Consider the following 24,805-nt stretch of genomic DNA (forward strand, 5'->3'; position numbering starts at 1 on the left):
TTTATTGTCATTTTGTCTCTGTCTGCAGTGGGGAAAATAGCTTCTGCACTACCGATGCTTTAAAAGTCAGAAAATACAAACAATTATAATAAAATATATAGAATTTCAAAAAATACTATGTTATGATACTTAATAATTTCATTTGAATTACGATAGTGATTAAGAGCATAATATGACAGAAAAAGGAGGTAATGCAAAAATGCTTTCTAACAAATCCACAGTTCAGTTTCATGGAACGAAGGAACAGGAAGAACAATTAAAAAACATGATCCATGAACTGAAAGATGAGAAGGGGGCGCTGATGCCGATCTTGCAAAAAGCGCAGGATATTTATGGATATCTGCCCATCGAAGTGCAGACCATCATCTCTGACGAGACCGGAATTCCGTTGGAGAAGATCTATGGAGTGGTTACATTTTACGCGCAGTTTAACCTGAATCCAAAAGGACGATATCGTATATCCGTCTGTCTTGGAACGGCCTGTTACGTAAAAGGTTCTGGTGATATCTACAATAAGCTGATGGAAAAACTTGGGATTGTGGGAGGAGAATGTACGCCTGACGGCAAGTTTTCCCTGGATGCATGCCGTTGTGTCGGTGCCTGCGGTTTGGCGCCGGTTATGATGATTAACGATGAAGTTTACGGACGGCTGACGGTAGATGATATTGATGATATCCTGGCAAAATATGAATAGACCGATCACGAGAAGGGAGGACGGGTATGAAGTCGCTTGAAGAATTAAAAAGCATTCGGGAACGGATGCATGAAGAATTAAAAATCCGCTATGAGCGCGAAGAATATTATCAGGCAGGCAGCGCGGAAGGTCTGGAAAATGGTTCCCAATACCGTAAGCATGTGTTGGTGTGTGGAGGTACGGGATGTACCTCTTCCGGAAGCCAGAAAATCCGAGAAAAACTGGAAGCAGAATTAAAAAGGAATGGACTGGAAAATGAGATCTGTGTGATTAAAACGGGGTGTTTTGGTCTGTGCGCATTGGGACCGATTATGATCGTTTATCCGGAAGGTGCCTTTTATTCCATGGTAAAAGAAGAAGACATTCCTGAGATTGTAGAAGAACATCTGGTAAAAGGAAATGTGGTTCGGCATCTTCTGTATGATGAGACGGTGAAGCACGGAGAGGGCATTCTGCCGCTTCAGGAAACCAGATTTTATAAGAAGCAGCATCGTGTTGCGCTTCGTAACTGCGGCGTGATCAGTCCGGAGAAGATCGAAGAATACATAGGAACAGGTGGATATGAAGCGCTTGGGAAAGTGCTGACAACGATGAAACCTCAGGATGTAATTCAGATCATTTTAGACAGTGGATTAAGAGGAAGAGGCGGAGCCGGTTTCCCGACCGGAATGAAATGGAAATTTGCAGCAGCAAATGAAGCTGATCAGAAATATGTCTGCTGTAATGCGGATGAAGGAGATCCGGGAGCTTTCATGGATCGATCCGTGCTGGAAGGAGATCCGCACGTAGTTTTAGAGGCAATGGCCATTGCTGGCTATGCTATCGGTGCATCTCAGGGCTATATTTACGTGCGTGCCGAATATCCGATTGCAGTAGAGAGACTTACCATTGCGATCGGTCAGGCAAGAGCCTGTGGACTGCTTGGAAAAGATATCTTTGGAACGGGTTTTGATTTTGACATTGAACTGCGGCTGGGAGCCGGAGCATTTGTCTGTGGCGAGGAGACAGCTCTGATGACTTCTATTGAAGGAAATCGTGGGGAACCGCGTCCGCGTCCACCGTTCCCGGCGCTCAAAGGATTGTTCCAGAAGCCGACCATTTTAAATAACGTAGAGACGCTGGCAAATATTCCGCAGATTATTTTAAATGGAGCTCAGTGGTTTGCGTCCATGGGAACGGAGAAATCCAAGGGAACGAAAGTATTTGCATTAGGCGGAAAGGTAGAGAATACCGGATTGGTAGAGATCCCCATGGGAACGACCCTTCGGGAGATTGTAGAAGAGATCGGCGGAGGAATCCCGCATGGCAAGAAATTTAAGGCGGCGCAGACCGGCGGACCGTCCGGTGGCTGTATTCCGGCTGAACATTTTGATGAGCCGATTGATTATGATAACTTAATCGCCATTGGTTCTATGATGGGATCAGGCGGACTCATTGTTATGGATGAAGACACCTGTATGGTGGATATTGCCAAGTTTTTCCTGGAGTTTACAGTAGATGAATCTTGTGGTAAGTGCACGCCGTGTCGTGTGGGAACCCGAAGAATGCTGGAAATTTTGGAAAAGATTACGAATGGGCAGGGAACCATGGAAGACCTGGATAAATTGGAAGAGCTGGCAGAGCATTTGAAGACGGGATCCTTATGTGCGCTGGGACAGACGGCTCCGAATCCGGTCCTGTCTACTTTGCGGTACTTCCGGGATGAGTATATTTCCCATATTGTAGATAAAAAATGTCCGGCTGGTGTCTGTAAGGCACTGCTATCTTATAAGATTGATGCTGATAAATGTAAGGGATGTACACTTTGTGCAAGGACTTGTCCAAATGATGCAATTACCGGTTCAGTGAAAGAGCCTCATGTGATTAATCAGGATAAATGTGTGAAGTGCGGAGCTTGTATGGAAAAATGCCGCTTCGGCGCGATCTATAAAGAATAAGGGAGGGCGGAGACTATGGAAACTATTCATTTAAAAATTAATGGACTTGATGTATCGGCTCCGGCTGGTTCTACGATTCTTGAGGCAGCACACCAGGCGGGAATCCGCATTCCTACGCTTTGTTATCTAAAGGAGATCAATGAGATCGGTGCCTGCCGCATGTGTGTGGTGGAAGTAAAAGGAGCAAGGAATCTGGTGGCAGCCTGCGTGCATCCGATCGGAGAGGGAATGGAGGTGTATAGCAATACACCAAAATTGATAGAATCCAGAAAGAAGACACTGCAGCTTCTGCTTTCCAATCACGATAAGAAATGTCTCTCCTGCGTGCGAAGCGGAAACTGTGAATTACAGCAACTTTGCCGGGAATATGGAGTGGATGATGAGAACTATTATGAAGGCGTTATGAATCACTATGAGCCGGATACTTCTGCGGCGCATATGATTCGGGATAATAATAAATGTATTTTATGCCGCAGATGCGTAGCCGTCTGTGAAAAGGTACAGGGAATCGGAGTGATCGGAGCCAACAACCGAGGATTTGATACCGTCATTGGTTCGGCTTTTGAAATGGGCTTAGGGGAGACCAGCTGTGTTTCATGCGGACAATGTATTGCAGTCTGTCCGACGGGCGCACTTTATGAAAAAGATTATACGAATCAGATTTTGGAAGCAATTGCAGATCCAGATAAATATGTAGTAGTACAGACAGCGCCGTCAGTACGGGCTGGCTTGGGAGAAGAATTTGGGTATCCAATGGGAACCGATGTAGAAGGCAAGATGGCAGCAGCTCTTCGGAGAATTGGCTTTGATAAAGTGTTTGATACAGATTGGGCGGCAGATCTTACGATTATGGAGGAAGCAACAGAGCTTCTTGATCGAATCAAAAATGGCGGTGTACTTCCTCTTATTACGTCCTGTTCACCGGGATGGATTAAGTATTGTGAGCATTATTTCCCGGATATGACGGAGAATCTTTCGAGCTGTAAATCTCCGCAGCAGATGTTCGGCGCGATGTTGAAGACTTGTTTTGCTGAGAAAGAAGGAATTGATCCGAAAAAAATTGTTTCTGTCAGCGTGATGCCATGTACGGCAAAGAAGTTTGAAATTGGGCGCGATGATCAGGCGGCGGCAGGGGTTCCGGATGTAGATATTGCCATTACCACCAGAGAACTTGCAAGGCTGATCCGGCGCTGCGGTATTGATTTTACCATGCTTCCGGAGGAATGGTTTGACGACCCGATGGGAGAATCTACGGGAGCCGGTGTTATCTTTGGCGCAACTGGCGGTGTGATGGAAGCGGCTCTTCGGACGGCAGTAGAAGTGCTCACAGGAGAAGAGCTGGGCAAGTTGGAATTTGAAGATGTTCGTGGAACAGAAGGAATAAAAGAGGCTTCTTATCAGGTTGCCGGGATGGAAGTAAATGTCGCAGTAGCATCCGGACTTGGAAAGGCTAGAACATTGTTGGAGCGGGTAAAGTCGGGAGAAGCAAATTATCACTTTATTGAGATCATGGGATGTCCAGGAGGATGTGTAAACGGCGGCGGACAGCCTCAAGTATCTGCGGATGTGCGGAATTTTACGGATGTAGCGGGAATTCGCGCTCAGGCACTCTATCGGAACGATGAGGGCAAAAAGATCCGTAAGTCCCATGAGAATCCAGCGATTAAGAAGTTGTATGAAGAATATCTGGGAGAACCGGGAAGCCATAAGGCGCATGAGACATTACATACGAGTTATGTAAAGAGAAAAGTGAACTAATTCATAAAAAGATGACTCCCAGAGTCCGGGGTGAAGCCTCGGATCCTGGGAGTTGTTCCATGATCGGGAACTGTGATACAATAATCATATGAATATGAGGAGGAGAGTTATGCGGGTTTGGATTTGTATTGGAAGTTCCTGCCATGTCAGGGGATCGAAGGAAGTCGTTGAGACATTAACTGGATTGGTGAAAGAAAACCATGTAAAGGCGGAAATAGAGCTTGCGGGTTCTTTCTGTATGGGCGCTTGCTCGAAGGGAGTCAGCGTTCGGATTGGAGAAAGGATTTACCATGTGAGACCGGAAGATGCCAAAGATTTCTTTTATGAGGTGATTCTAAAGGAGGCAGAAAGGTGCGGGTAATTGATTTTAAGGATGCAAGCTGCAGGCATTGTTATAAGTGTGTACGCCACTGTGAAGTGAAAGCGATTTCGGTGGAACAGGAGCAGGCTCATATTATGGTAGATCACTGTATTAACTGTGGTCATTGTCTAGAGGTCTGTCCGCAGAACGCCAAGACGTTTGCCAGTGATATGGAGCGTGTCAAGGGATATTTGGGACAGGGAATGAAGGTGATTATTTCCCTGGCGCCGTCTTATCTGGGTGTGCTGGATTATGAAAAGCCGGGTCAGGTTGTGGATGCGCTGAAGCGGCTTGGGTTCTATGAGGTACGTGAGACTGCGGAGGGTGCAGCTCTTGTGACAAAGGAATACTGGAAATTACTAAAAGAAGGGAAGATGGAAAATATTATTACTACCTGTTGCCCCAGTGTGAATGATCTGATTGAAAAGTATTATCCATCTTTGGTTCCAATGATGGCGCCAGTGGTGTCTCCAATGATTGCGCATGGAAGGTTGATCAAAGACATTTACAAAGAAGAGGTAAAAGTGGTATTTTTAGGCCCCTGTATTGCAAAGAAGGAAGAAGCAATCGGAGATGAAAGAGTTAGCGGCGCCGTAGATGCGATTCTGACCTTTGAGGAAATTGTGAAATGGTGGCAGGCGGAAGGCATCGAGGTAGACAAGTGTGAAAATCTTCCGTTTGGTAATCCGAGTCCGAAAGTCAATCAGCTCTACCCGGTAAGCGGTGGTATTATTCAGTCTATTCGTGCCAGTTCGGTGGAAGATAATTATTATAAGATACATATTGATGGTCTGAAAGCTTGTATGGAACTGTTTCAAGAACTGGAAAAGGGAGAAATTCTTCACAGCTTTTTTGAAGTAAACGTCTGTGAAGGCGGCTGTATTAAGGGACCGGCGTCGGATAAGTGGCAGCAGTCTTTGATTCGCGCAAAGATGGATGTAGAGGATCAGGCGGTCTATAGGGAAGAGGCAGAAGGGATTGACGGAAGACAGATTGATCTTGCAAAGACATTTCGGGATCGGCATGTGGAAGACCGGATACCGACGGATGCAGAAATGCAGGAAGTCCTGCATGCAATGGGAAAATATACGCAGACTGATGAATTAAATTGCGGAGCCTGTGGTTATCCTACCTGTCGTGCTAAGGCAGTGGCAGTCTATCAAAAGAAGGCAGAGATCAGTATGTGTCTGCCTTATGCGGTGGCACAGGCGGAATCGATGTCCAACATTGTGATGGATGTGACGCCGAATATGATTCTGATTGTGGATAAGGATATGCGGATTCGGGAGTGTAATAAAAAAGCACAGAAGATGCTGGGGGTTTCCAGAGAGGAAGCACTGGAGCGATACATTTTTGAGTTTGTGGATGAGAAGGATATTGCAGAAGTATTGGCGACGAAAAGGAAAGTGTTTCATAAGAAACTAAATTTGGACTCGGTTGGGATGACGGTGAAAGAGACGATTATCTATATTGATAGTCTGGAATCCGTGCTGGTGACCTATCAGGATATTACCAAAGAGGAGAAAGCCAAGGAGCAGCATTATCATCTGAAAGTAGAGACGGTAGAGATGGCGCAGAAGGTAATTGATAAGCAAATGATGGTGGCGCAGGAAATAGCAGGCCTTTTGGGAGAGACGACAGCAGAGACGAAGGTAACGCTTTCAAGGCTTCGGGATTCGATTCTGTTTGAAGAGGAAGAGTAGAGATGAGCGTAAGTATCGATATTGCATGGAAAAGTTTGAACAAGCATCAGGAAGAACTCTGCGGAGACAAGGTGGAAGTGCTGAAAACAGATGATTCTGAGATTGTGATTTTGGCAGATGGGATGGGAAGCGGCGTTAAAGCCAATATTCTGGCGACATTGACGTCTAAGATTTTGGGGACAATGTTTCTGGAAGGGGCGGAGATTGAAGCTTGTGTGGAAACCATTGCAAAAACGCTTCCTGTCTGTAAAGTACGGGAAATAGCATATGCGACGTTCAGTATTTTGCAGATTTTCCATAGTGGAGAAGCCTATCTGGTAGAATTTGATAATCCCAAATGTGTGTTTATTCGGGAGGGACAGATTGTAGATTATCCCTATCAGGAACGCATGATAGAGGATAAGAAAATCCGGGAATATAGGTTTCAGGTGAAACTAAAAGATTGCTTTGTGCTGATGAGTGATGGGGTAATCTATGCAGGAGTCGGAGAGCTTTTGAATTTTGGATGGACTTGGGAGAGTATGGCTGAGTATACGTTGAAATGTACCAAGCAGACGTTGTCGGCATCCAGACTTGCTGCTATGTTAAGTCAGGCATGTGATGATCTATACGGACAGAAGCCGGGAGATGATACGACGATTGCTGTTGCGCGCGTGATTGAACGGCGGATTCTAAATATTTTTACCGGACCGCCTCAGAAAAAAGAGGATGATGATCGAGCGATCCGTGACTTTATGCGTCAGGAAGGAAAAAAAGTGGTCTGTGGAGGAACCAGTGCCAATATTGCGGCAAGAGTTTTGAAAAAAGAGATTGTGACATCATTGAATTACGCAGATCCTTCTGTTCCGCCAACGGCTTCTATTGACGGGCTGGATCTGGTAACGGAAGGGGTATTGACGCTTGGAAAAGCGCTGGGACTTCTGAAACGATATGAACAGGATGCGTTTGATGAGGCGTTTTTTGATGAACTGGATGCAGATAATGGAGCATCAAGGTTGGCAAAGCTTTTGATTGAAGAGTGTACAGAGTTGAATCTGTTTGTTGGAAAGGCTATGAATACAGCGCATCAAAATTCTAATCTTCCATTTGATCTAAGTGTCCGGATGAATCTTGTGGAACAATTAAAGGAATGTGTTGAGCATATGGGGAAAAAAGTAAAGGTGACCTGTTATTAGGTCACCTTCACTTTTTTTCTTGCTGAAGCTGATTTTTTAAGAAAAAGCATAAAAGATATAAAAAACTATTAGAAGCAACTTTCCAGTGTTGAAAAGAAGTTGGGATATGAGACATCAATACATTGACTTTCAAGGATCTGTGTGGCGGATTGTTCTTGTGTCTGTGCGGCAGTCTTTTTGGCCAGTAATGCAGCGATGGAAAAGGCCATGGCAATCCGGTGATCTAAAAACGAGGAAATAACTGCCGGGTGAAGAGGAGCTTTAGTGATCCGATGTCCGCCTTCAATGATCATACCATCTTCTGTTGGGGTGATATCACATCCCATAGCGTGAAGGTTGGTGGTAATAGTGTCGATACGGTTGGTTTCCTTCACTTTCAGTTCGGCAGCGTCTCGAATGATGGTGGTGCCTTCCGCGTGGGCAGCCATAACGGCAAGAATCGGAAGCTCATCAATGAGAGTAGGAATCAGACTACCCTCTATCGTGGTGGCGTAAAGCTGACTGCTGCGAACCAGAATGTCAGAATGTTCCTCTCCGCCGGTGATATTCTGGTTTAGATAAGTTAAATCGGCTCCCATGGCTTTGCAAACTGCAAGAAATCCTGCACGTGTCGGATTGATGCCTACGTTTTTGATGAGAAGTTCGGAGTCCGGCACTAGAAGTGCGGCAGCAATAAAGTAAGCTGCGGAGGAAATATCTCCGGGGATAGCAATCTCTTGTCCATATAATTCCTGGCAAGGGAGGATGGTTGCGGTGGCTTGCCCATCCGGGAATGTTCGGGAAGAAAGAGATGCGCCAAAGCTTTGGAGCATTCGTTCTGTATGATCCCGTGACAAAGAAGGTTCTGTGACAGAGACAGGGTCGTTGGCATAGAGTCCGGCAAGGAGAATGGCAGACTTTACCTGTGCGGAAGCAACAGAAGAGGTATAGTTGATTCCATGGAGGCTGCCTGGATTAATTAGAAGAGGCGCACATCCATTACCATTTAGACTTTCAATATGAGCGCCCATAGCATTTAACGGAGTCATAATCCGTTTCATCGGGCGTGTATTTAAGGAGGCATCGCCGGAGAGCAGAGACGAAAAATGCTGTCCGGATAAGATACCGCTAAGAAGCCTGGTGGTGGTTCCGCTGTTGCCGGTATTTAAGGTCTTAGAAGGCGCCGAAAGCCCGTGTAGACCTTTGCCGTGAACCAAAATCCGACCGGAAGAGGCGGTGGAACTTGTTAAGGGATTGGAGGAAGCAGTCGATGGGATCTCCTCGATCTCAATGCCCATACTCTGAAAACATGCAATGGTGGAGAGGCAGTCGGCTCCATTTAAAAATCCAGTGATTTCTGTAGTACCTTTGGAAATGGCGCCCAGCATTACACTGCGGTGAGAGATGGATTTGTCTCCGGGTATTGTAATCGCGCCACGCAGTCCGCAAGATGCCGGAAAAATAGATTTAACGTTCATAGACTATGTACCTGTATTTCTGCAGCAGCAAGGCTGCCTTGTTGGATGAATTCTCGTCGTAGAATTCGATTCGCAGAACCCCTTCTTCAAATTCCCGGTTGTGAACAATGCCAATATTTTTGATATTCAGATTGTTTGACGCCAGAATGGTTGCAATCGTTGCAATTCCACCGGCTTCGTCGATGATATCACAATATACGGCGAAAGTTTTTTTGATTGGTCCGGCAGATGTGGACGGAAGGGAATTGCGGTAGTTTCTGGAAGTGTCAAATAACTGATACAATCCCTGCTCATCCCCTTGATCAACCAGAGCCTTTGCCTGTTGAAGCGTTTCAATATAATTTGCAAGTATTTGAGAAATATTTTCCTTGTTTTTTACACAAATATGTTGCCACATGGTTGGGGAGGAAGAGGCAATCCGGGTGATATCCTTGAATCCTCCTGCTGCAAGATTTTTCATCAGTTCTTCCTTTGTGTCATTATCACGGACAAAGTTCACCAAACTTGCAGCAATGATGTGAGGAAGATGACTGATAGTACCAGTGATATAGTCATGTTGATGCGCCTCCAGAATAACGGGGATGGCACCCAGTTGCTGAACGAAAGCGGCGTAGCGGTCCAAATTCTCCTGTTTGGTTTCTGCACATGGAGTTAACACAAAATATGCATTTTCAATCAGCATGGCTTTGGAGTTGGGATAGCCGCTTTTTTCTGAGCCGGCCATAGGATGGCCGCCAATAAAATGAGAACCAAGTCCAAGCGCTGCCACCTCGTTATGGATATTTGTTTTTACACTGCCTACATCGGTTAAAATACACTCTTTTTCAAGGTATTTGGCCACCTGTTTTAAATAAGCTGTGTTGTAAGAAACCGGTGCGCATAAAAATATGTAAGAACAGTTGCGAAAGTTATCATCTATTGTAGTGGCCGCTACATCGATGACCGATTCCTGCGTAGCCAGTGCAAGTGTTTCCTTATTCTTGTCAAACGCTACGATCTCGTATGTGGGATGGTACTGGCGGATCGCTTTAGCAATGGAGCCTCCGATCAGTCCCAGGCCGATAAAACCTACTTTGTCTTTCATAGTAACCTCCTGAAATGGATTTAAAATGGCTTCGGGGACGTGTACTTTTTCAAAAAACTCCGTCCCCATTTCCATTTTACCCTGTCCCCATTTTATTTGTCAATCTACAATGCGTTAAAGTGAGAAAGTCTGCCGGGGTAAAGTACGAAATTAAATAGACATGTAAAAACAGAAGGAGTATGATGATAATCAGAAGGACACAGCGCGTAGAATGATCAGATGAGGAGTCGATTTATGGGACGTTATAAGCTATTGGGATGCAAAATTATGGAAAGGGAGATCGCGAGTGTTGTTTACTCTTGTAAAAATGTAATTGATGTGACATTGATTCGGCAGAAACTTCACGACAGACCGGATAATCTGCGCAAGGTACTGCAAAATGAGATTGATCAATTGGAGAGTAATGAGCATAAATATTCTAATGATACAAAAGAAAATGATTTTGATGCAATTCTATTGGGATATGGATTATGTTCGAATGCGGTGATCGGGCTTCACAGCAGAAAGTATCCGATTGTGGTACCGAGGGCGCACGACTGCATTACACTTTTTATGGGGAGTAAGGAAGAGTATGCGAATTACTATGAAACGCACAAGGGATTTTTCTACTATACTCCGGGATTTGTAGAAATTGGATATCCGGATGACGATGCGGTATGGGAAAGGCGTTATCAGACGTACTTGTCACGGTATAAGGGGAGCGAGAAGAAAGCAAGGCGTGCAGTAGAAATTGAAAAATCATTTACTATTTCTTATCAGGGATTTTCTTATATTAAATGGGATACTATTCCATTTCCGGAATATGAGGAGAAGATCAAGCAGCGTGCGAATGAGAAGGGGTGGAAATATGAAGAAATTATAGGGAAAAATACAATTCTTAAAAGGCTCGTAGATGGAGAGTGGACAGAAGAAGAGTTCCTCGTTGTCCCGCCGGGGTTCCAGGTAGAGGCAAGCTATGACAAGGACATCATTAAAATAGGAAAAATGTAGAATAGATAGTCAGATTGCTATGATAAATCTTATAAATAATGCACAAAAGAGTTGTAATTAGATGAAAATCTTAGTACAATATATACATGAGATTTTACTAAGCAAGGAGGCAGCTAATATGAAAGTTTACAGAACGGATGAAATCAGAAACGTGGTCCTGTTAGGACACGGAGGAAGCGGCAAGACAAGTCTTGTAGAAGCCATGTCTTATGTATCAGGAGCAACGAATCGTATGGGAAAGATCGCGGACGGCAATACGATTAGTGATTTTGATAAAGAAGAACAGAAACGTGAATTTTCTATCAGCACAACGCTGGTGCCGATTGAATGGGAGAAAGCGAAAATCAATGTGCTTGACACACCAGGTTACTTTGACTTCGTCGGAGAAGTAGAAGAAGCGGTAAGTGCAGCAGATGCAGCGGTCATTGTTGTATCTGGAAAAGCAGGCGTAGAAGTTGGAACGGAAAAAGCCTGGGAATTGTGTGATAAATACAATCTTCCACGTATGGTCTATGTAACAGAGATGGATGTAGATGATGCAAGTTTCCGTCAGGTAGTTCAGGATCTGACAGAGCGTTACGGAAAAGTTATTGCACCGCACTTCCAGCCAATTCGTGAAAACGAGAAGCTTGTGGGCTATGTGAATGTAATTAAAAATGCAGGAAGACGCTTTACAAGTCTAGGACAGCGGGAAGAGTGTGAGATCCCAGATTACTGTAAACCAAATCTTGAGATTTACAGAGAAAAATTATTGGAAGCTGTTGCTGAGACCAGTGAAGAGTTTATGGAGCGGTATTTTGCAGGAGAAGAATTTTCCGTGGAGGAAATTCGTTCTGCAATGCGTACGGAAGTAATGAATGGAAGTATTGTTCCGGTTGCGATGGGCTCTAATCTTCAGGCGCAAGGAGTTACGAATCTTTTGTCTGATATCGTAAGATTCTTCCCAAGCCCTGACTGCAAAGAGTGTGCGGGAATTAACCGTAAGACGAATGAAATTTATGAAGCTAACTATGATTTTGCGAGAGCAAAATCTGCATATGTATTTAAGACGATGGTAGACCCGTTCATTGGAAAATACTCTTTTGTAAAAGTTTGCTCTGGTGTATTGAAGGGAGAAGATACTTTATATAATTCAGATTCGGAAGTGGAAGAGAAACTTGGCAAGCTGTATACCATGTGCGGAAATAAGCCGGTTGAAGTCAGCGAGCTTTTTGCAGGAGATATAGGAGCTATTGCAAAATTATCCGGAACCAAGACAGGGGATACTTTATCAGCAAAAGGAACACCGATCATCTATGGAAAGACGGAATATTCTAAGCCATATACATATATGAAGTATGTTGTGAAAAATAAAGGAGACGAAGACAAAGTTTCTCAGGCATTGCAGAAAATGATGGCGGAAGACGTTACACTTAAGACGGTCAATGACAGCGAAAACCGTCAGACACTGCTCTATGGAATGGGTGATCAGCATCTGGAGATTGTGGCAAGCAAACTGGCATCCAGATATAAATGTGAGATCACACTGGAGACACCAAAGGTAGCATTCCGTGAAACAATCAAGAAAACGTCTGATGTAGATACAAAATATAAGAAACAGTCTGGCGGACATGGACAATATGGACACGTAAAGATGAAATTCGGACCATCCGGAGATCTGGAGACACCGTATGTATTTGAGGAAACCGTTGTTGGCGGAGCTGTACCAAAGAACTACTTCCCGGCAGTAGAAAAAGGACTTCAGGAATCTGTAGTGAAGGGACCTTTGGCTGGATATCCGGTAGTTGGAGTAAAAGCAACGCTTTATGATGGATCCTATCATCCGGTAGATTCTTCAGAGATGGCATTTAAGACAGCAACCAGCCAGGCGTTCAAGAAAGGCTTTATGGAAGCCGGACCGGTTCTTTTGGAACCAATTGCTTCTGTAAAGGTTACAGTTCCAGATGATTATACCGGAGATGTTATGGGAGATCTGAACAAGAGACGTGGACGTGTCCTTGGTATGAATCCTGTTGCAAATGGCTGTCAGGAGATTGTTGCAGATATTCCAATGACAGGACTCTTTGGATATTGTACAACGCTTCGGTCTATGACTGGTGGAAGAGGTACTTATTCTTATGAGTTTAGCCGGTATGAGCAGGCGCCGTCTGATGTACAGGCAGCAGAGATTGCAAAGCGTGCAGCAGAAGAATAGATAAAAATATAATTTTATGGATCTATAATAAATAGAAGAAAAGCCCGGAAGGGCTTTTTTTCTTAGGATAAAGGTGCTATAATCTCCTTGCTATCAAAAAAATACATAGAAAAATGGTGAGGAAAAGAAAGATGAAAATAGTAATCATCGGAGATGGAAAGGTTGGTCATAAGTTGACCGCGCAGTTGTCCGAAGAAGATTATGACATTGTATTAATTGATCAAAATGAAGGAAAATTAAAGGAAGCTCTGAATCGGCTGGATATTTTCTGTATTACAGGAAATGGTGCGGATGCGGATGTTCAAAAGGAAGCGGGAGTTCAAAATGCAGATTTGGTGATTGCCTGTGCATCCACCGATGAACTTAATATGTTAAGCTGCCTTTTGGCGAGACGCCTGGGGGCAAGGCATACCATTGCCCGTGTCAGAAATCCAGTTTACTATCGTCAGATGGGATTGTTAAAAGAAGATCTTCATTTAAGTATGGCGGTAAATCCGGAATTAACGGCAGCTATGGAGATTGCCAGAGTTTTACTGCTTCCGGAGACCAGTAAAGTAGAGACTTTTATGAAAGGCAGAGTAGAACTGGTAGAATTTACGCTTCGGGAAAACGGACTGCTTGTTGGCCTTCCGCTGAAGGAGATTTATCGGAAATTCCAGATCAAGATTCTGGTGTGTGCAGTAAAGCGTGGAGACGAGATTTACATTCCAGATGGAGAATTTGTGCTTCAGCAGGGGGATAAGATTCATATCACGGCGTCCCACCAAGAGTTGGAGGCATTCTTTAAAGCTATTGGAAAACGGATTCTTAAGGTAAAGAAAGTGCTGATTGGCGGTGGAGGCCATGTGTGCTTCTATTTGGCTTTGCAGCTTCTTCAGGCAGGAATGCAGGTGAAGATTATTGAACGAGATGAGAAACGGTGTGAACAGCTCTGTGAAATCCTGCCGAAGGCGACGATCATTCATGGAGACGCGGCAGATCATGATCTCCTTTTAGAAGAAGGAATTCGGGAGGCGGATGCATTTGTAGCGCTGACCGGTATGGATGAGGAAAATATTATTATGTCCCTGTTCGCAAAGACGCAGGGAGTGGGAAAAGTTGTTGCAAAAGTTAACGAAGACTCCCGTGCACAGCTTGTAGAGGAACTCGGAATTGACAGTACCGTATCGGCAAAAGGAGCGACGGCAGATGCGATTATGAGCTATGTCAGAGCCAGAAATAATTCTTACAGCAGCGTGAATATCGAAACTGCATATCGATTGCTTGGCGGAAAAGTGGAGGCTTTGGAATTTATTATCAAGGAAGAGTGCCAGTTTACGAATGTGCCGCTTAAGAATCTTGCGACAAAAGCAAATCATCTGATTGCATGTATTGGCCGAAAGGGAAAAATTATTATCCCGAATGGAGAGGATCATCTGGAAGCAGGCGACAGTGTGATTGTAGTAACGAAGGATCACATTATTAATAGTTTCAGTGACATACTTGCATAGGAGATAAATGATGAATACGAAGATGATACGATATATACTGGCCAAGATGCTGGGGGTAGAGGCGCTTCTTCTGCTTCTTCCTGCATTTGTGGCGGTGATTTACGGAGAAAAGAGCGGAGTCTGGTTTCTGGTTCCGATTGCTCTTTTGGCGGTGCTCTATCTGATAGGAGGAAGAAAGCGGCCGAAGGAACAGACCATTTATGGAAAAGAAGGAATGATTATTGTTGCTTTGGCATGGGTTTTGTGGTCATTGTTTGGTGCGCTGCCGTTTTGCTTGTCAGGGTATATTCCTAATTATCTGGACGCATTTTTTGAAACAGTGTCAGGATTTACGACTACGGGATCTTCTATTATGCCGGATGTGGAAATTCTTCCGCAGTGTATGACCTTTTGGAGGAGTTTTACCCATTGGGTTGGCGGAATGGGGGTATTGGTATTTGTAATGGTGCTGACATCCCTTGATAAACACCATACGATGTTTTTGATGCGGGCGGAAGTTCCGGGACCTGAAAAGGATAAGCTGGTGCCTAAGGCTATGAGTACTGCGCGAATTCTGTACGCGATGTATCTGGGGCTGACGATTGTGGAGGTTGTGCTGCTGGTATTTGGTGGAATGAGTCTCTTTGACAGTTTGATCCATTCCTTTGGTACAGCGGGAACCGGAGGATTTTCTAATTATGCGGCCAGCGTTGGACACTTTAACAGTGCATACATTGACGGTGTGATCACGGTATTTATGATTCTGTTTGGGGTCAACTTTAATCTTTATTTCTTTTTACTGCTAAGAGATTTTAAGCCGGTGTGGAAAAATGAAGAGCTTCGGGCATATCTGGGGATTATTCTTGTTTCAGCGCTTTTAATTACCTGGAATATCAGTCCGTCCTATCCGAACCCATTGACCGCGTTCCGATACGCCATTTTCCAGGTGGCCTCTATAATTACGACGACGGGGTATGCGACGACTGATTATGTAGTGTGGCCATTGCTTTCGCAGATGATACTATTGATATTAATGGTGATTGGTGCCTGTGCATCTTCCACGGGAGGCGGTATTAAGGTGTCCCGGCTTCTGATGGTATTCAAATGTATTAAGCGAGAGATTATGCAGATGGCGCATCCGAAGTCTGTCAATGTAATTCGTGTGAATAATAAGAAGGTGGGTTCCGATGTGCTGAGAAGTTTGTATGTGTATTTGATGGCATACGGAGTGCTGATGGTAGGATCGATTTTGATTGTGTCTATAGATAACAAAGATTTTGCAACGACGATAGGATCGGTGTTTGCGACACTAAATAATATTGGTCCGGGACTTGCGGAAGTGGGACCGGCAGGAAATTTTTCCGATTTTTCACCGTTGTCTAAGCTGGTGTTCTGTATTGATATGTTGGCAGGACGTTTGGAAATCTTTCCATTTCTGATGCTGTTTACGGCAAGTGCATGGAGAAGAAAATTCTAGAAAAAGGTTGGAAGCGACCAGGGAGGTATTATGAAAGGAAAGAAAAAACTGCTTTTGAGCATTGTTATAATTCTGGTGGCAGCTGCTTATTATTATGCGGCGCTGCCGGCAGTAAATATTCATTCTTCAGAGACGTGGTTCTTTATGATTGCACTGGTGATTGTGATTGCGCTTCTCTACATGAAGAAAGGACAGATTGGAATTCGGGAATTAAAACAGAGCAAGATGATGAAGAGTTTCGGTGTTGTGGTTCTGGGACTTGGAATTATCTATCTGGCAGGTACGCTTTTGTCTTCCCCGATTATCAATGCGAAGAAATATCAGAAGCTGATGAAGGTAGAAGAGGGAACTTTTACCGAAGATATTGAGGAACAGTCTTTTGATAAGGTTCCGCTTCTGGATAAGGAGACTGCTGAGATTTTAGGAGATCGGAAGATGGGAAGCATGGTGGACATGGTATCCCAGTTCGATGCAGACAATATTTACAGCCAGATCAACTATCAGGATAATCCGGTGCGTGTGACTCCACTGAAGTATGCCAGCCTGATTAAATGGTTTACCAACCGATCAGAAGGAATTCCGGCATATATTCGGATTAATATGGCAACCCAGGAGACAGAACTGGTAAAGCTGGATGAAGGAATTAAATATACAACGAGTGAACATTTTAATCGAAATATTTACCGTCATCTGCGGTTTGCACATCCGACTTACATTTATGGCGAGCTCAGCTTTGAGATTGACGAAAAGGGAGTGCCTTATTGGATTGCACCGGTAAAGAAGTACAATATTGGCTTGTTTGGCGGTGAGACAGTTGGGAAAGTGGTACTCTGTAATGCGGTAACAGGAGAGATGAAGACTTACGATGTAGAGGATGTTCCGCAGTGGGTGGATCGTGTTTATTCCGCAGATCTGCTGGTACAGCTGTTTGATTATTATGGAACTTTAAAGCATGGATTTTTAAATAGTGTATTAAGCCAGAAAGACTGTCTAGAGACGACGGATGGTTATAATTATCTGGCTCTTGAGGATGATGTGTGGATGTACACAGGAGTAACCTCTGTCAATGGAGATCAGTCCAACGTTGGATTCGTGCTTTCTAACCAGCGGACTATGGAGACAAGATACTATGAGGTAGAAGGCGCTACTGAGGCTGCGGCAATGTCTTCTGCGGAAGGTCAGGTACAGAACCTGAAATATACGGCTACATTCCCGCTGCTTTTGAATATTTCCGGCGAGCCGACGTATTTTATTGCGTTGAAGGATGATGCGGGTCTGGTGAAGAAGTATGCGATGGTTAATGTACAGAGATACCAGATTGTAGCGATTGGAGATAGTGTCAGCCAGTGTGAAGAGAATTATCTGGAACTTTTGTTAAGTAATGGAGTGAAGGAAGAAGAGAAGGATACCAGAGAGGTACTTGAGATTTCCGGTAAGATTACGAAAATTGCACAGGCGGTACTGGATGGTACGTCTCACTACTATCTGATGGTGGAAGGATCTGAAGAGATCTTCGATGCATCGGTTGTGGACTTCATCGATGTTGTCAGATGTGAAGTGGGTCAGGAAATTACGATGGAATACAAGAAGGGCGAGAAAGCCAATACAGTGATGTCACTGACGTTTGACGGGGCAGAGCCTGCAAATGCAGAAGCTTCTGAAGATGAGGTGGCAGAGTAATGGCGCTTAGTGGATTGCTGGCAGAACAGATCATCGTGATGTTTCTTACCATGGCAGTTGGATACGCTGTGGTAAAGCTGGGATTGTTCCGGTCGGAAGACAGCCGGGTTATTTCCAACATGGTTGTCTATATCTGTTCGCCGTGTGTAATTGTCAATTCCTTTCAGATTGATATGACGCCGGATAAAGTGCAGGGACTTCTGTTGGCAATGACAGCGGCAGTAGCAGTTCATGCGGTGCTGATTATACTGGTAAAGCTACTGGAAAAACCGCTTGGACTTACCAGCATTGAGAAAGCTTCTGTGATTTACTCGAACGCGGGATATCTGGTCATTCCTCTTGTGGATGTGGTTCTGGGAGAAGAGTGGGTATTTTATACAACGGCCTATATTCTGGTTCAGACGATACTGATTTGGACACATGGAGTCCGACTCCTGGGAGGAGAATCAGAAGGGAATTATCGTAAGATTTTGAGGAATCCTAATATTATTGCAACAGCAATTGGATTGACTTTGTTCCTGACGAAGATTCGGATTCCGTCCATACCGGCAAGCTGTATTGAAGGGGTTGGTGATATGATCAGTCCGGCAAGCATGCTGGTAATTGGAATGATTATTGGAAAAGTGAAATTAGGACAGGTGTTTCGGAAAAAGCGTCCTTATCTGATTTGTTTTCTGCGGCTTATTGTGGTGCCGGTTTTGGCAGCAGCAGTGTTTGCATGGGTGGGACGCATGGGAATTCACAAAGATGCAGAATATATTCTGATGGTCTCTCTGATTGCTACATCGGCGCCGGCAGCGGCTATGATTACACAGCTTTCACAGATTTATCATAAGGATGAACAGTATGCAAGCGTTATCAATGTGATGTCCGTGTTGTTTTGCATTATTACGATGCCGGCAGTGGTGATGTTGTATGAGTTCCTCTATATGTTGTAGTGAAAGAAAGAGGATAGAAAAATAAAAATTGAACTCAAAAAAGAGTGGATCGTTTCGTTGAGATGATCTACTCTTTTTTTAGAAAGAGATTAAGGAATTTGATTGCTGTATTCTTCAATTTTATCAAGAACTCGCTGTTTTTCATCGCCTTCCAATGGAATCGGACAATAGTCATTGTATCCACTGGCGGTAGAAAGTGAACAAGGAATAATGTTAACATCATCCGTTTTTTCCAGTTTTCCTTCTTTTAAGGTAAAGGTCTGCTGAAAGATCATCGTGTCCTTGTCTCCGGGATTGGAGTTTCCACCGAAGCAGAAATTGCCAAGACTGTAGGCAATATAACGATCTTTGTATTTTTCAATCCCCTGAAGAACATGGGGATGATGACCGATCACTAGATCAGCGCCTTTGTCAATCGCAAGATGAGCAAGCTCTTTCTGGATTTCATTGGGAACGTATTCCCGTTCATTTCCCCAATGAAAATTGACGATAATTAATTGAGCTCCCGCCTTTTTGAGTGCGGAAATATTTTCCTTTACCTGTTCTTTTCTATCTAAATGATCTGCAAGTTCATAGATACCGGTAAGACCGATTTTAATACCTTTTAACTCTATTAACTTGACACGTTCAAATCCGAAGGTTGCAACATTGTCACTTTCCAAGAATTCGATGGTGTCGGTGTAACTCTTGCTTCCGTAATCATGGCTGTGATTATTGGCAAGATTCGCTGCCTCAACAGAACTTCCGGACAGGATTTTGGAATATTCAGGGTCGGCCTTGAAAGCATAGGTCTTGGCTTCCCTTTGTTCTTCAGTTGTCAGGGTTCCTTCCATATTGACGATGGATAAATCATCCTTTTCTAATATGGGGCGGACATACTGGAAGAAGTAATCTGCTCCCTGCGCATTGTAGTAGGCATTGAGGCTGGTTGCGGGATTGAAGTTGATATCTGTTCCCAGTGTACAGTCTCCCATGGAACTTATAGTGATCGAAATCCCCTGATCGGAATCTTTTGGCGTTTCTTTATCTAGCTTTAGCTTTTCAACCTGGGGTTTTGGTGTATTAACAGATTTTGTTTTGTCGCTTTTTTTGTTTTCTTTGTTTTCCTTTTTGGCAGGCTTTTTAGCCACCTTTTCTTTATCGTCTACGGATTGCGTAGTTTCCTTGGGCGGCTGTTTGTCTGGCTTTGACAGTATGCTTCGGATGCCGAAGAACAACAGCAGACAGAGGAAGAGAGGCACGACAATGCAGATGAGAGCCCGGAGTTGTTTCTTTTGTTTCTTTTTCTTTTGACGTTTTCTGGCGTCTTTGATTCCACTCATTTTTTTACCATAAAACAGGCAGCCCGTAAGGGACTGCCTGATATTTTCCTTTGTTATTCTTAATTCAGATAGTTGCAGCCTTCTGAGTTGATTTCAGATAAATCAGCTTTGTCTGCGCTGATGCTTACATAAAATTCAATTCCGCATTCTGCAGAAATCTTTTTCAATCTTTCGATAAAAGTAGGAATATTTTCGAGAGAAATATTCGCGTGTTTCAAAATACCATCGATAAATACGCATTCAATATCGTGGTTGGAACTGTACATACCATATAAAAATCCGATATACTCGTCAATATTTTCAATTGCCGGGAAATCATCCATACATACTGTACGAATGTCGAAGGTAACACTTGCTGTGTCACGGTGAGTTTTCTTAATAAATACTACATTTCCATTACATTTTTTAGCCTGAGCATTCGCCTGCTCAATCATTTGTTGTGTCTTTCCGCTGCCCTTAGGACCTGTTAATAAATTTACCATGGCAAACTCTCCTTTATGTATCATATTATACTGAGCCCCCTCAGTACGATTAACTTATGTTTATTATACACTAAAAGATATACGGAAACAATACAAAAATTATATATTTTGCACTTGAAAATGAAGGGGGGAAATGTGTGGGATGAGAATCCAAGATAAACCTCTTGACTTATTTTAAGATTCTTCCTATAATAAGTAACGTATATGAGAAAAGCGATGAAGAGGATCAGTAGAAGTGAGAAACCGTTCAGAGAACTGCCGGATGGTGCAAGGCAGCGGGTGGAAACTTTGAACTCGCCTTGGAGTTCCGGTATTGAAGGACACGGGATTTTTTACTTTTCTAAAGAGGAAAATGAAAGTGTATGTATAGATGTCGGCGGGAATTCCCGTTATAGAAACAATGAGTGCATTTGCAGAGGAATCTGCGGATGAAGAAGAGTGGTACCACGGAAAATAAGCCTTTTCGTCTCTTGTGAGATGTGAAGGCTTTTGTTTTTTTATGAAATGATTTTTATGAAAGAAGAAAGAGAGGAAGTTTATCATGTCAAAAGTCCCTTATAATCATAAGGCAATTGAGAAAAAATGGCGTGAAAACTGGGAGAAGAACCCGGTTAATGTCAAGGAAAATGCAGATGGCAGCAAGAGAGAAAAATATTACTGTCTGGACATGTTTCCATATCCGTCAGGAAATGGTCTGCATGTAGGACACTGGAGAGGATATGTGATCTCTGATGTGTGGAGCAGATATAAATTACAGCAGGGATACTATATCATTCATCCGATGGGATGGGATGCTTTTGGTCTTCCGGCTGAGAACTATGCAATCAAGATGGGAGTGCATCCTTCTATTTCTACAGCGGAAAATATCAAGAATATCAAGCGTCAGATTAATGAAATTGCAGCGCTTTACGACTGGGATCGCGAAGTAAACACCACAGATCCGAATTACTACAAGTGGACACAGTGGATCTTCGTAAAGATGTTTAAAGAAGGTCTTGCATATGAGAAGGAGTTCCCGATTAACTGGTGTCCGTCCTGTAAAACAGGTCTTGCCAATGAAGAAGTGGTAAACGGAAAATGTGAGCGCTGCGGAGCAGAAGTAACGAAGAAAAATCTTCGTCAGTGGATGTTAAAGATTACTGCTTACGCAGAGCGTCTGTTAAGTGATCTTGATAAGCTTGACTGGCCGGAAAAGGTTAAGAAAATGCAGTCCGACTGGATTGGAAAATCTTATGGAGCAGAGGTGGACTTCCCGGTAGATGGACGGGACGAGAAGATTACGGTCTATACGACCAGACCAGATACCTTATATGGTGCAACCTTCATGGTACTTGCTCCAGAACATGAGCTGGCTGCAAGCCTTGCTAATGATGAGACAAGAGAAGCTGTTGAGAAATATATTTATGACGCATCTATGAAGTCAAATGTAGATCGTCTGCAGGATAAAGATAAGACAGGTGTATTTACAGGAAGCTATGCGATTAACCCGTTAAATGGAGAGAAGACACCGATCTGGTTATCTGATTATGTACTTGCAGATTACGGAACCGGAGCAATCATGTGTGTACCGGCTCACGACGATCGTGACTTTGAATTTGCAACGAAATTCGGCATTCCGATTGTTCAGGTTATTGCAAAAGACGGAAAAGAAATTGAAAATATGACAGAGGCTTACACAGAGGCAGTTGGAACCATGATTAACTCCGGTGAGTGGAATGGAATGGAATCCGCAGTCCTTAAAAAAGAAGCCCCACATATTATCGAAGAACGTGGTATTGGACGTGCAACTGTAAATTACAAGCTGCGTGACTGGGTATTCTCCCGCCAGCGTTACTGGGGTGAACCAATCCCGATCATTCACTGCCCGCACTGCGGAAACGTACCGGTACCGGAAGATCAGCTTCCACTGGAACTTCCGGACGTAGAATCTTATGAGCCGACAGGAACCGGAGAATCTCCACTTGCAGCTATTGATGAGTGGGTAAATTGTACTTGTCCTGTATGTGGACAGCCTGCAAAACGTGAGACAAATACAATGCCGCAGTGGGCAGGATCTTCCTGGTATTTCCTGCGTTATGTGGACAATCACAATAATGATGAACTGGTTTCCAAGGAAAAAGCAGATGAGATGCTTCCGGTAGATATGTATATCGGTGGTGTAGAGCATGCGGTACTTCATCTTCTGTATGCACGTTTCTATACAAAGTTCCTGTGTGATATCGGAGCAATCGATTTTGATGAGCCATTCCAGAAACTCTTCAATCAGGGAATGATTACAGGCAAAAACGGAATTAAGATGAGTAAATCCAAAGGAAATGTCGTATCTCCGGATGACCTCGTAAGAGATTACGGATGCGATTCTTTAAGAATGTACGAATTATTCGTAGGACCGCCGGAGTTAGACGCAGAGTGGGATGACAGAGGAATTGACGGTGTAAACAGATTCTTAAAGAGATTCTGGAATCTTGTTATGGACAGCAAGGAAGCAAACGTAAAAGCTTCTAAAGAAATGATTAAAGAACGTCATAGACTGGTGAAGGATATTACAATCCGTCTGGAGAGCTTCAGTCTGAATACTGCAATCTCTGGATTCATGGAGCATAATAACAAGCTCATTGAGATTGCGAAAAAAGAAGGCGGAATCGATGAAGAGACGCTGTCAACGATGGCAGTGCTTCTGTCCCCATTTGCACCACATATCGCAGAAGAGGTGTGGGAGCAGTTAGGACATGAAGGAAGCGTATTTACTGCCGGATGGCCTACCTATGACGAGAATGCCATGAAAGATGATGAGATCGAGGTCCCGGTACAGATCAACGGAAAGACAAGAGCTGTCATTTCTATCGCAGCAGATATTTCCAAAGAAGAAGCGATTGCAGCAGGAAAAGAAGCGATTGCAGATAAACTGACAGGTACGATTGTGAAAGAGATCTATGTACCAAAGAAGATTATAAATATTGTTCAAAAGTAAGCCGCGCAAATAATTCAAGCCGAGGGAACACCTGCTTGCAGGGAAGTTTCCTCGGCTTGAGGTATTTATGGGGTGACGTAATCAAGCGAGATGAAACGAAGTGAAATCAAGAAAGCTGTTTTAGCTTTTCGATAAATTTTTCGGATGCTTTAGAAAACGCCTGATATTTTTTCCAGTAGTATCTTATGGAAACAGAGCATATGAAGACACGCTGAAAGAATTAGCGGACTATTTAACAAAGAAAGGCTTTTACTGTGTTGCTGCTATTACAGCTGTTGCAGAACATTCTATTATGCATCAATTTGCGACAGGTCGTCCTGATGAAACGGATAAAAAGGAACTTGTAGAATTTTCAAGGAAGATACTGGATAAGATAAAGAGTGATTCCGTATCTCCAATATTAACTGCCTGAGGAGCGTTATCTTCAATAACAGGTTCTTCTACTGTAACAGAATATGGTTCCGCAATATTTTTTATAATCGTTCCTGATGATGAATTAACTACTGCACATTGCAAAGTAATTGTAACGGGTTTAAAAGCTGAAACCCCGTCTTCCCCCACAGAAATTTCTACAGAACCATCTTCTGCAACTTCTGATGCCTCAAAAACATGTGACTCAAATCCTGCACTTCCAAAAAGATCTGAGTGACCCCCGTACAGATTTGGCTTGGTTAATGTTGCTAAAGGTCGGAAATAAAATATCTCGCCAGTCCAAGGATTTTTCCATTCACTTAGAGGTTCTGTAGGGAAATTCGTCCCTTCTGCAACTGCCTTAACAATTTCTCCAATTTTTATTTTCTGAGGTATTTTCCAAGTTACAGTAGGTTCTTTTTCTTCTGCATACACAGTTTGATTGGAATTAACCATCAAGGCTGTAAATAAAAGTAGAACAGTTATTATGCGAAAAAATTTTTTCATTTTCATAATTTCACATTCCTTTCTTCTTATAGTACTACACTCAATAATAGGTCGATTTAACCCTATTGCAAATAGGACATTGTGACATGGGTTAATCGTATATTGTATAAACTATAAAAGGTAACATATGACTGGGATTGACCAGAGTGATTGCTCTAAGGTTGAAAATGGAAAACGCTATGATACATTTGAACA

18 protein-coding genes and 1 other annotated feature are annotated in these 24,805 nt (G+C 43.5%); of the genes, 13 read left to right on the forward strand and 5 right to left on the reverse strand.

Annotation, left to right across the window (positions count from 1 at the left end):
* Nucleotides 1-199: 199 nt before the first annotated feature.
* The 6 genes from WKT00_RS00170 to WKT00_RS00195 all read left to right on the forward strand — a co-directional run bounded on the left by WKT00_RS00170 (nucleotide 200) and on the right by WKT00_RS00195 (nucleotide 7,628).
* A complete protein-coding gene (locus WKT00_RS00170; protein WP_340261511.1) occupies nucleotides 200-694 on the forward strand; it encodes an NADH-quinone oxidoreductase subunit NuoE family protein in 495 nt (164 codons plus the stop codon).
* Nucleotides 695-720: 26 nt separating this feature from the next.
* Nucleotides 721-2,631, forward strand: coding sequence for an NADH-quinone oxidoreductase subunit NuoF (gene nuoF / locus WKT00_RS00175; RefSeq protein ID WP_340260175.1), 1,911 nt, complete (start codon nucleotides 721-723; stop codon nucleotides 2,629-2,631).
* A 15-nt stretch (nucleotides 2,632-2,646) separates the two neighbouring features.
* Nucleotides 2,647-4,389, forward strand: a complete 1,743-nt coding sequence (locus WKT00_RS00180) for an NADH-dependent [FeFe] hydrogenase, group A6 (protein WP_340260177.1) — start codon at nucleotides 2,647-2,649, stop codon at nucleotides 4,387-4,389.
* Nucleotides 4,390-4,498: 109 nt separating this feature from the next.
* Nucleotides 4,499-4,750 carry a (2Fe-2S) ferredoxin domain-containing protein gene (locus tag WKT00_RS00185; protein ID WP_101694707.1) on the forward strand — a complete coding sequence of 84 codons (252 nt, stop codon included), beginning with the start codon at nucleotides 4,499-4,501 and terminating at the stop codon, nucleotides 4,748-4,750.
* Nucleotides 4,741-6,453 carry a [Fe-Fe] hydrogenase large subunit C-terminal domain-containing protein gene (locus WKT00_RS00190; protein ID WP_340260181.1) on the forward strand — a complete coding sequence of 571 codons (1,713 nt, stop codon included), beginning with the start codon at nucleotides 4,741-4,743 and terminating at the stop codon, nucleotides 6,451-6,453. The genes WKT00_RS00185 and WKT00_RS00190 overlap by 10 nt, the downstream gene beginning before the upstream one ends.
* A 2-nt stretch (nucleotides 6,454-6,455) precedes the next feature.
* Entirely contained in the window at nucleotides 6,456-7,628 is a 1,173-nt protein-coding gene (locus tag WKT00_RS00195) for a SpoIIE family protein phosphatase (protein WP_173814081.1), read from the forward strand.
* A gap of 68 nt (nucleotides 7,629-7,696) precedes the next feature.
* Here WKT00_RS00195 and aroA read toward each other — a convergent pair whose 3' ends face one another.
* Together aroA and WKT00_RS00205 are read right to left on the reverse strand one after the other, a co-directional pair.
* Nucleotides 7,697-9,085, reverse strand: coding sequence for a 3-phosphoshikimate 1-carboxyvinyltransferase (aroA, locus tag WKT00_RS00200; RefSeq protein WP_340260184.1), 1,389 nt, complete (start codon nucleotides 9,083-9,085; stop codon nucleotides 7,697-7,699).
* Complete coding sequence (locus tag WKT00_RS00205) at nucleotides 9,075-10,169, reverse strand: prephenate dehydrogenase/arogenate dehydrogenase family protein (protein WP_340260186.1); 1,095 nt, start codon at nucleotides 10,167-10,169, stop codon at nucleotides 9,075-9,077. The genes aroA and WKT00_RS00205 overlap by 11 nt, the downstream gene beginning before the upstream one ends.
* 234 nt (nucleotides 10,170-10,403) lie before the next feature.
* Here WKT00_RS00205 and WKT00_RS00210 point away from each other — a divergent pair, with 234 nt between their 5' ends.
* The 6 genes from WKT00_RS00210 to WKT00_RS00235 all read left to right on the forward strand — a co-directional run bounded on the left by WKT00_RS00210 (nucleotide 10,404) and on the right by WKT00_RS00235 (nucleotide 18,917).
* Nucleotides 10,404-11,159, forward strand: coding sequence for a DUF1638 domain-containing protein (locus tag WKT00_RS00210; protein WP_340260188.1), 756 nt, complete (start codon nucleotides 10,404-10,406; stop codon nucleotides 11,157-11,159).
* Between the two features lie 118 nt (nucleotides 11,160-11,277).
* On the forward strand, nucleotides 11,278-13,353 hold the full coding sequence (locus WKT00_RS00215; RefSeq protein WP_340260190.1) for an elongation factor G: 2,076 nt from the start codon (nucleotides 11,278-11,280) through the stop codon (nucleotides 13,351-13,353).
* 113 nt (nucleotides 13,354-13,466) lie between these two features.
* Entirely contained in the window at nucleotides 13,467-14,843 is a 1,377-nt protein-coding gene (gene trkA, locus WKT00_RS00220) for a Trk system potassium transporter TrkA (RefSeq protein WP_445292923.1), read from the forward strand.
* A 10-nt stretch (nucleotides 14,844-14,853) separates the two neighbouring features.
* Nucleotides 14,854-16,299: a TrkH family potassium uptake protein gene (locus WKT00_RS00225; RefSeq protein WP_340261514.1), complete on the forward strand. Its 1,446-nt coding sequence runs from the start codon at nucleotides 14,854-14,856 to the stop codon at nucleotides 16,297-16,299.
* A 30-nt stretch (nucleotides 16,300-16,329) separates the two neighbouring features.
* Nucleotides 16,330-17,979 carry a hypothetical protein gene (locus tag WKT00_RS00230; RefSeq protein WP_101694698.1) on the forward strand — a complete coding sequence of 550 codons (1,650 nt, stop codon included), beginning with the start codon at nucleotides 16,330-16,332 and terminating at the stop codon, nucleotides 17,977-17,979.
* Entirely contained in the window at nucleotides 17,979-18,917 is a 939-nt protein-coding gene (locus tag WKT00_RS00235) for an AEC family transporter (RefSeq protein WP_340260195.1), read from the forward strand. Before WKT00_RS00230 ends, WKT00_RS00235 begins: the two co-directional genes overlap by 1 nt.
* A gap of 89 nt (nucleotides 18,918-19,006) precedes the next feature.
* On the opposite strand, the gene WKT00_RS00240 is transcribed toward WKT00_RS00235, so the two are convergent.
* Nucleotides 19,007-20,239, reverse strand: a complete 1,233-nt coding sequence (locus tag WKT00_RS00240; RefSeq protein WP_340260197.1) for a CapA family protein — start codon at nucleotides 20,237-20,239, stop codon at nucleotides 19,007-19,009.
* Nucleotides 20,240-20,298: 59 nt separating this feature from the next.
* Nucleotides 20,299-20,721, reverse strand: a complete 423-nt coding sequence (locus tag WKT00_RS00245) for a hypothetical protein (protein WP_101694695.1) — start codon at nucleotides 20,719-20,721, stop codon at nucleotides 20,299-20,301.
* 207 nt (nucleotides 20,722-20,928) lie between these two features.
* Nucleotides 20,929-21,195: a binding site (T-box leader), on the forward strand.
* Nucleotides 21,196-21,262: 67 nt separating this feature from the next.
* Here WKT00_RS00245 and leuS point away from each other — a divergent pair.
* Nucleotides 21,263-23,692, forward strand: coding sequence for a leucine--tRNA ligase (gene leuS, locus WKT00_RS00250; RefSeq protein WP_101694693.1), 2,430 nt, complete (start codon nucleotides 21,263-21,265; stop codon nucleotides 23,690-23,692).
* Between the two features lie 297 nt (nucleotides 23,693-23,989).
* On the opposite strand, the gene WKT00_RS00255 is transcribed toward leuS, so the two are convergent.
* Nucleotides 23,990-24,616 (reverse strand): hypothetical protein, encoded by a 627-nt coding sequence (locus tag WKT00_RS00255; protein ID WP_340260200.1) that lies wholly within the window; start codon nucleotides 24,614-24,616, stop codon nucleotides 23,990-23,992.
* Between the last annotated feature and the right edge of the window lie 189 nt (nucleotides 24,617-24,805).

The organism is Dorea sp. ICN-14282, from assembly GCF_037890115.1.
GTDB lineage: Bacteria > Bacillota > Clostridia > Lachnospirales > Lachnospiraceae > Dorea_B > Dorea_B phocaeensis.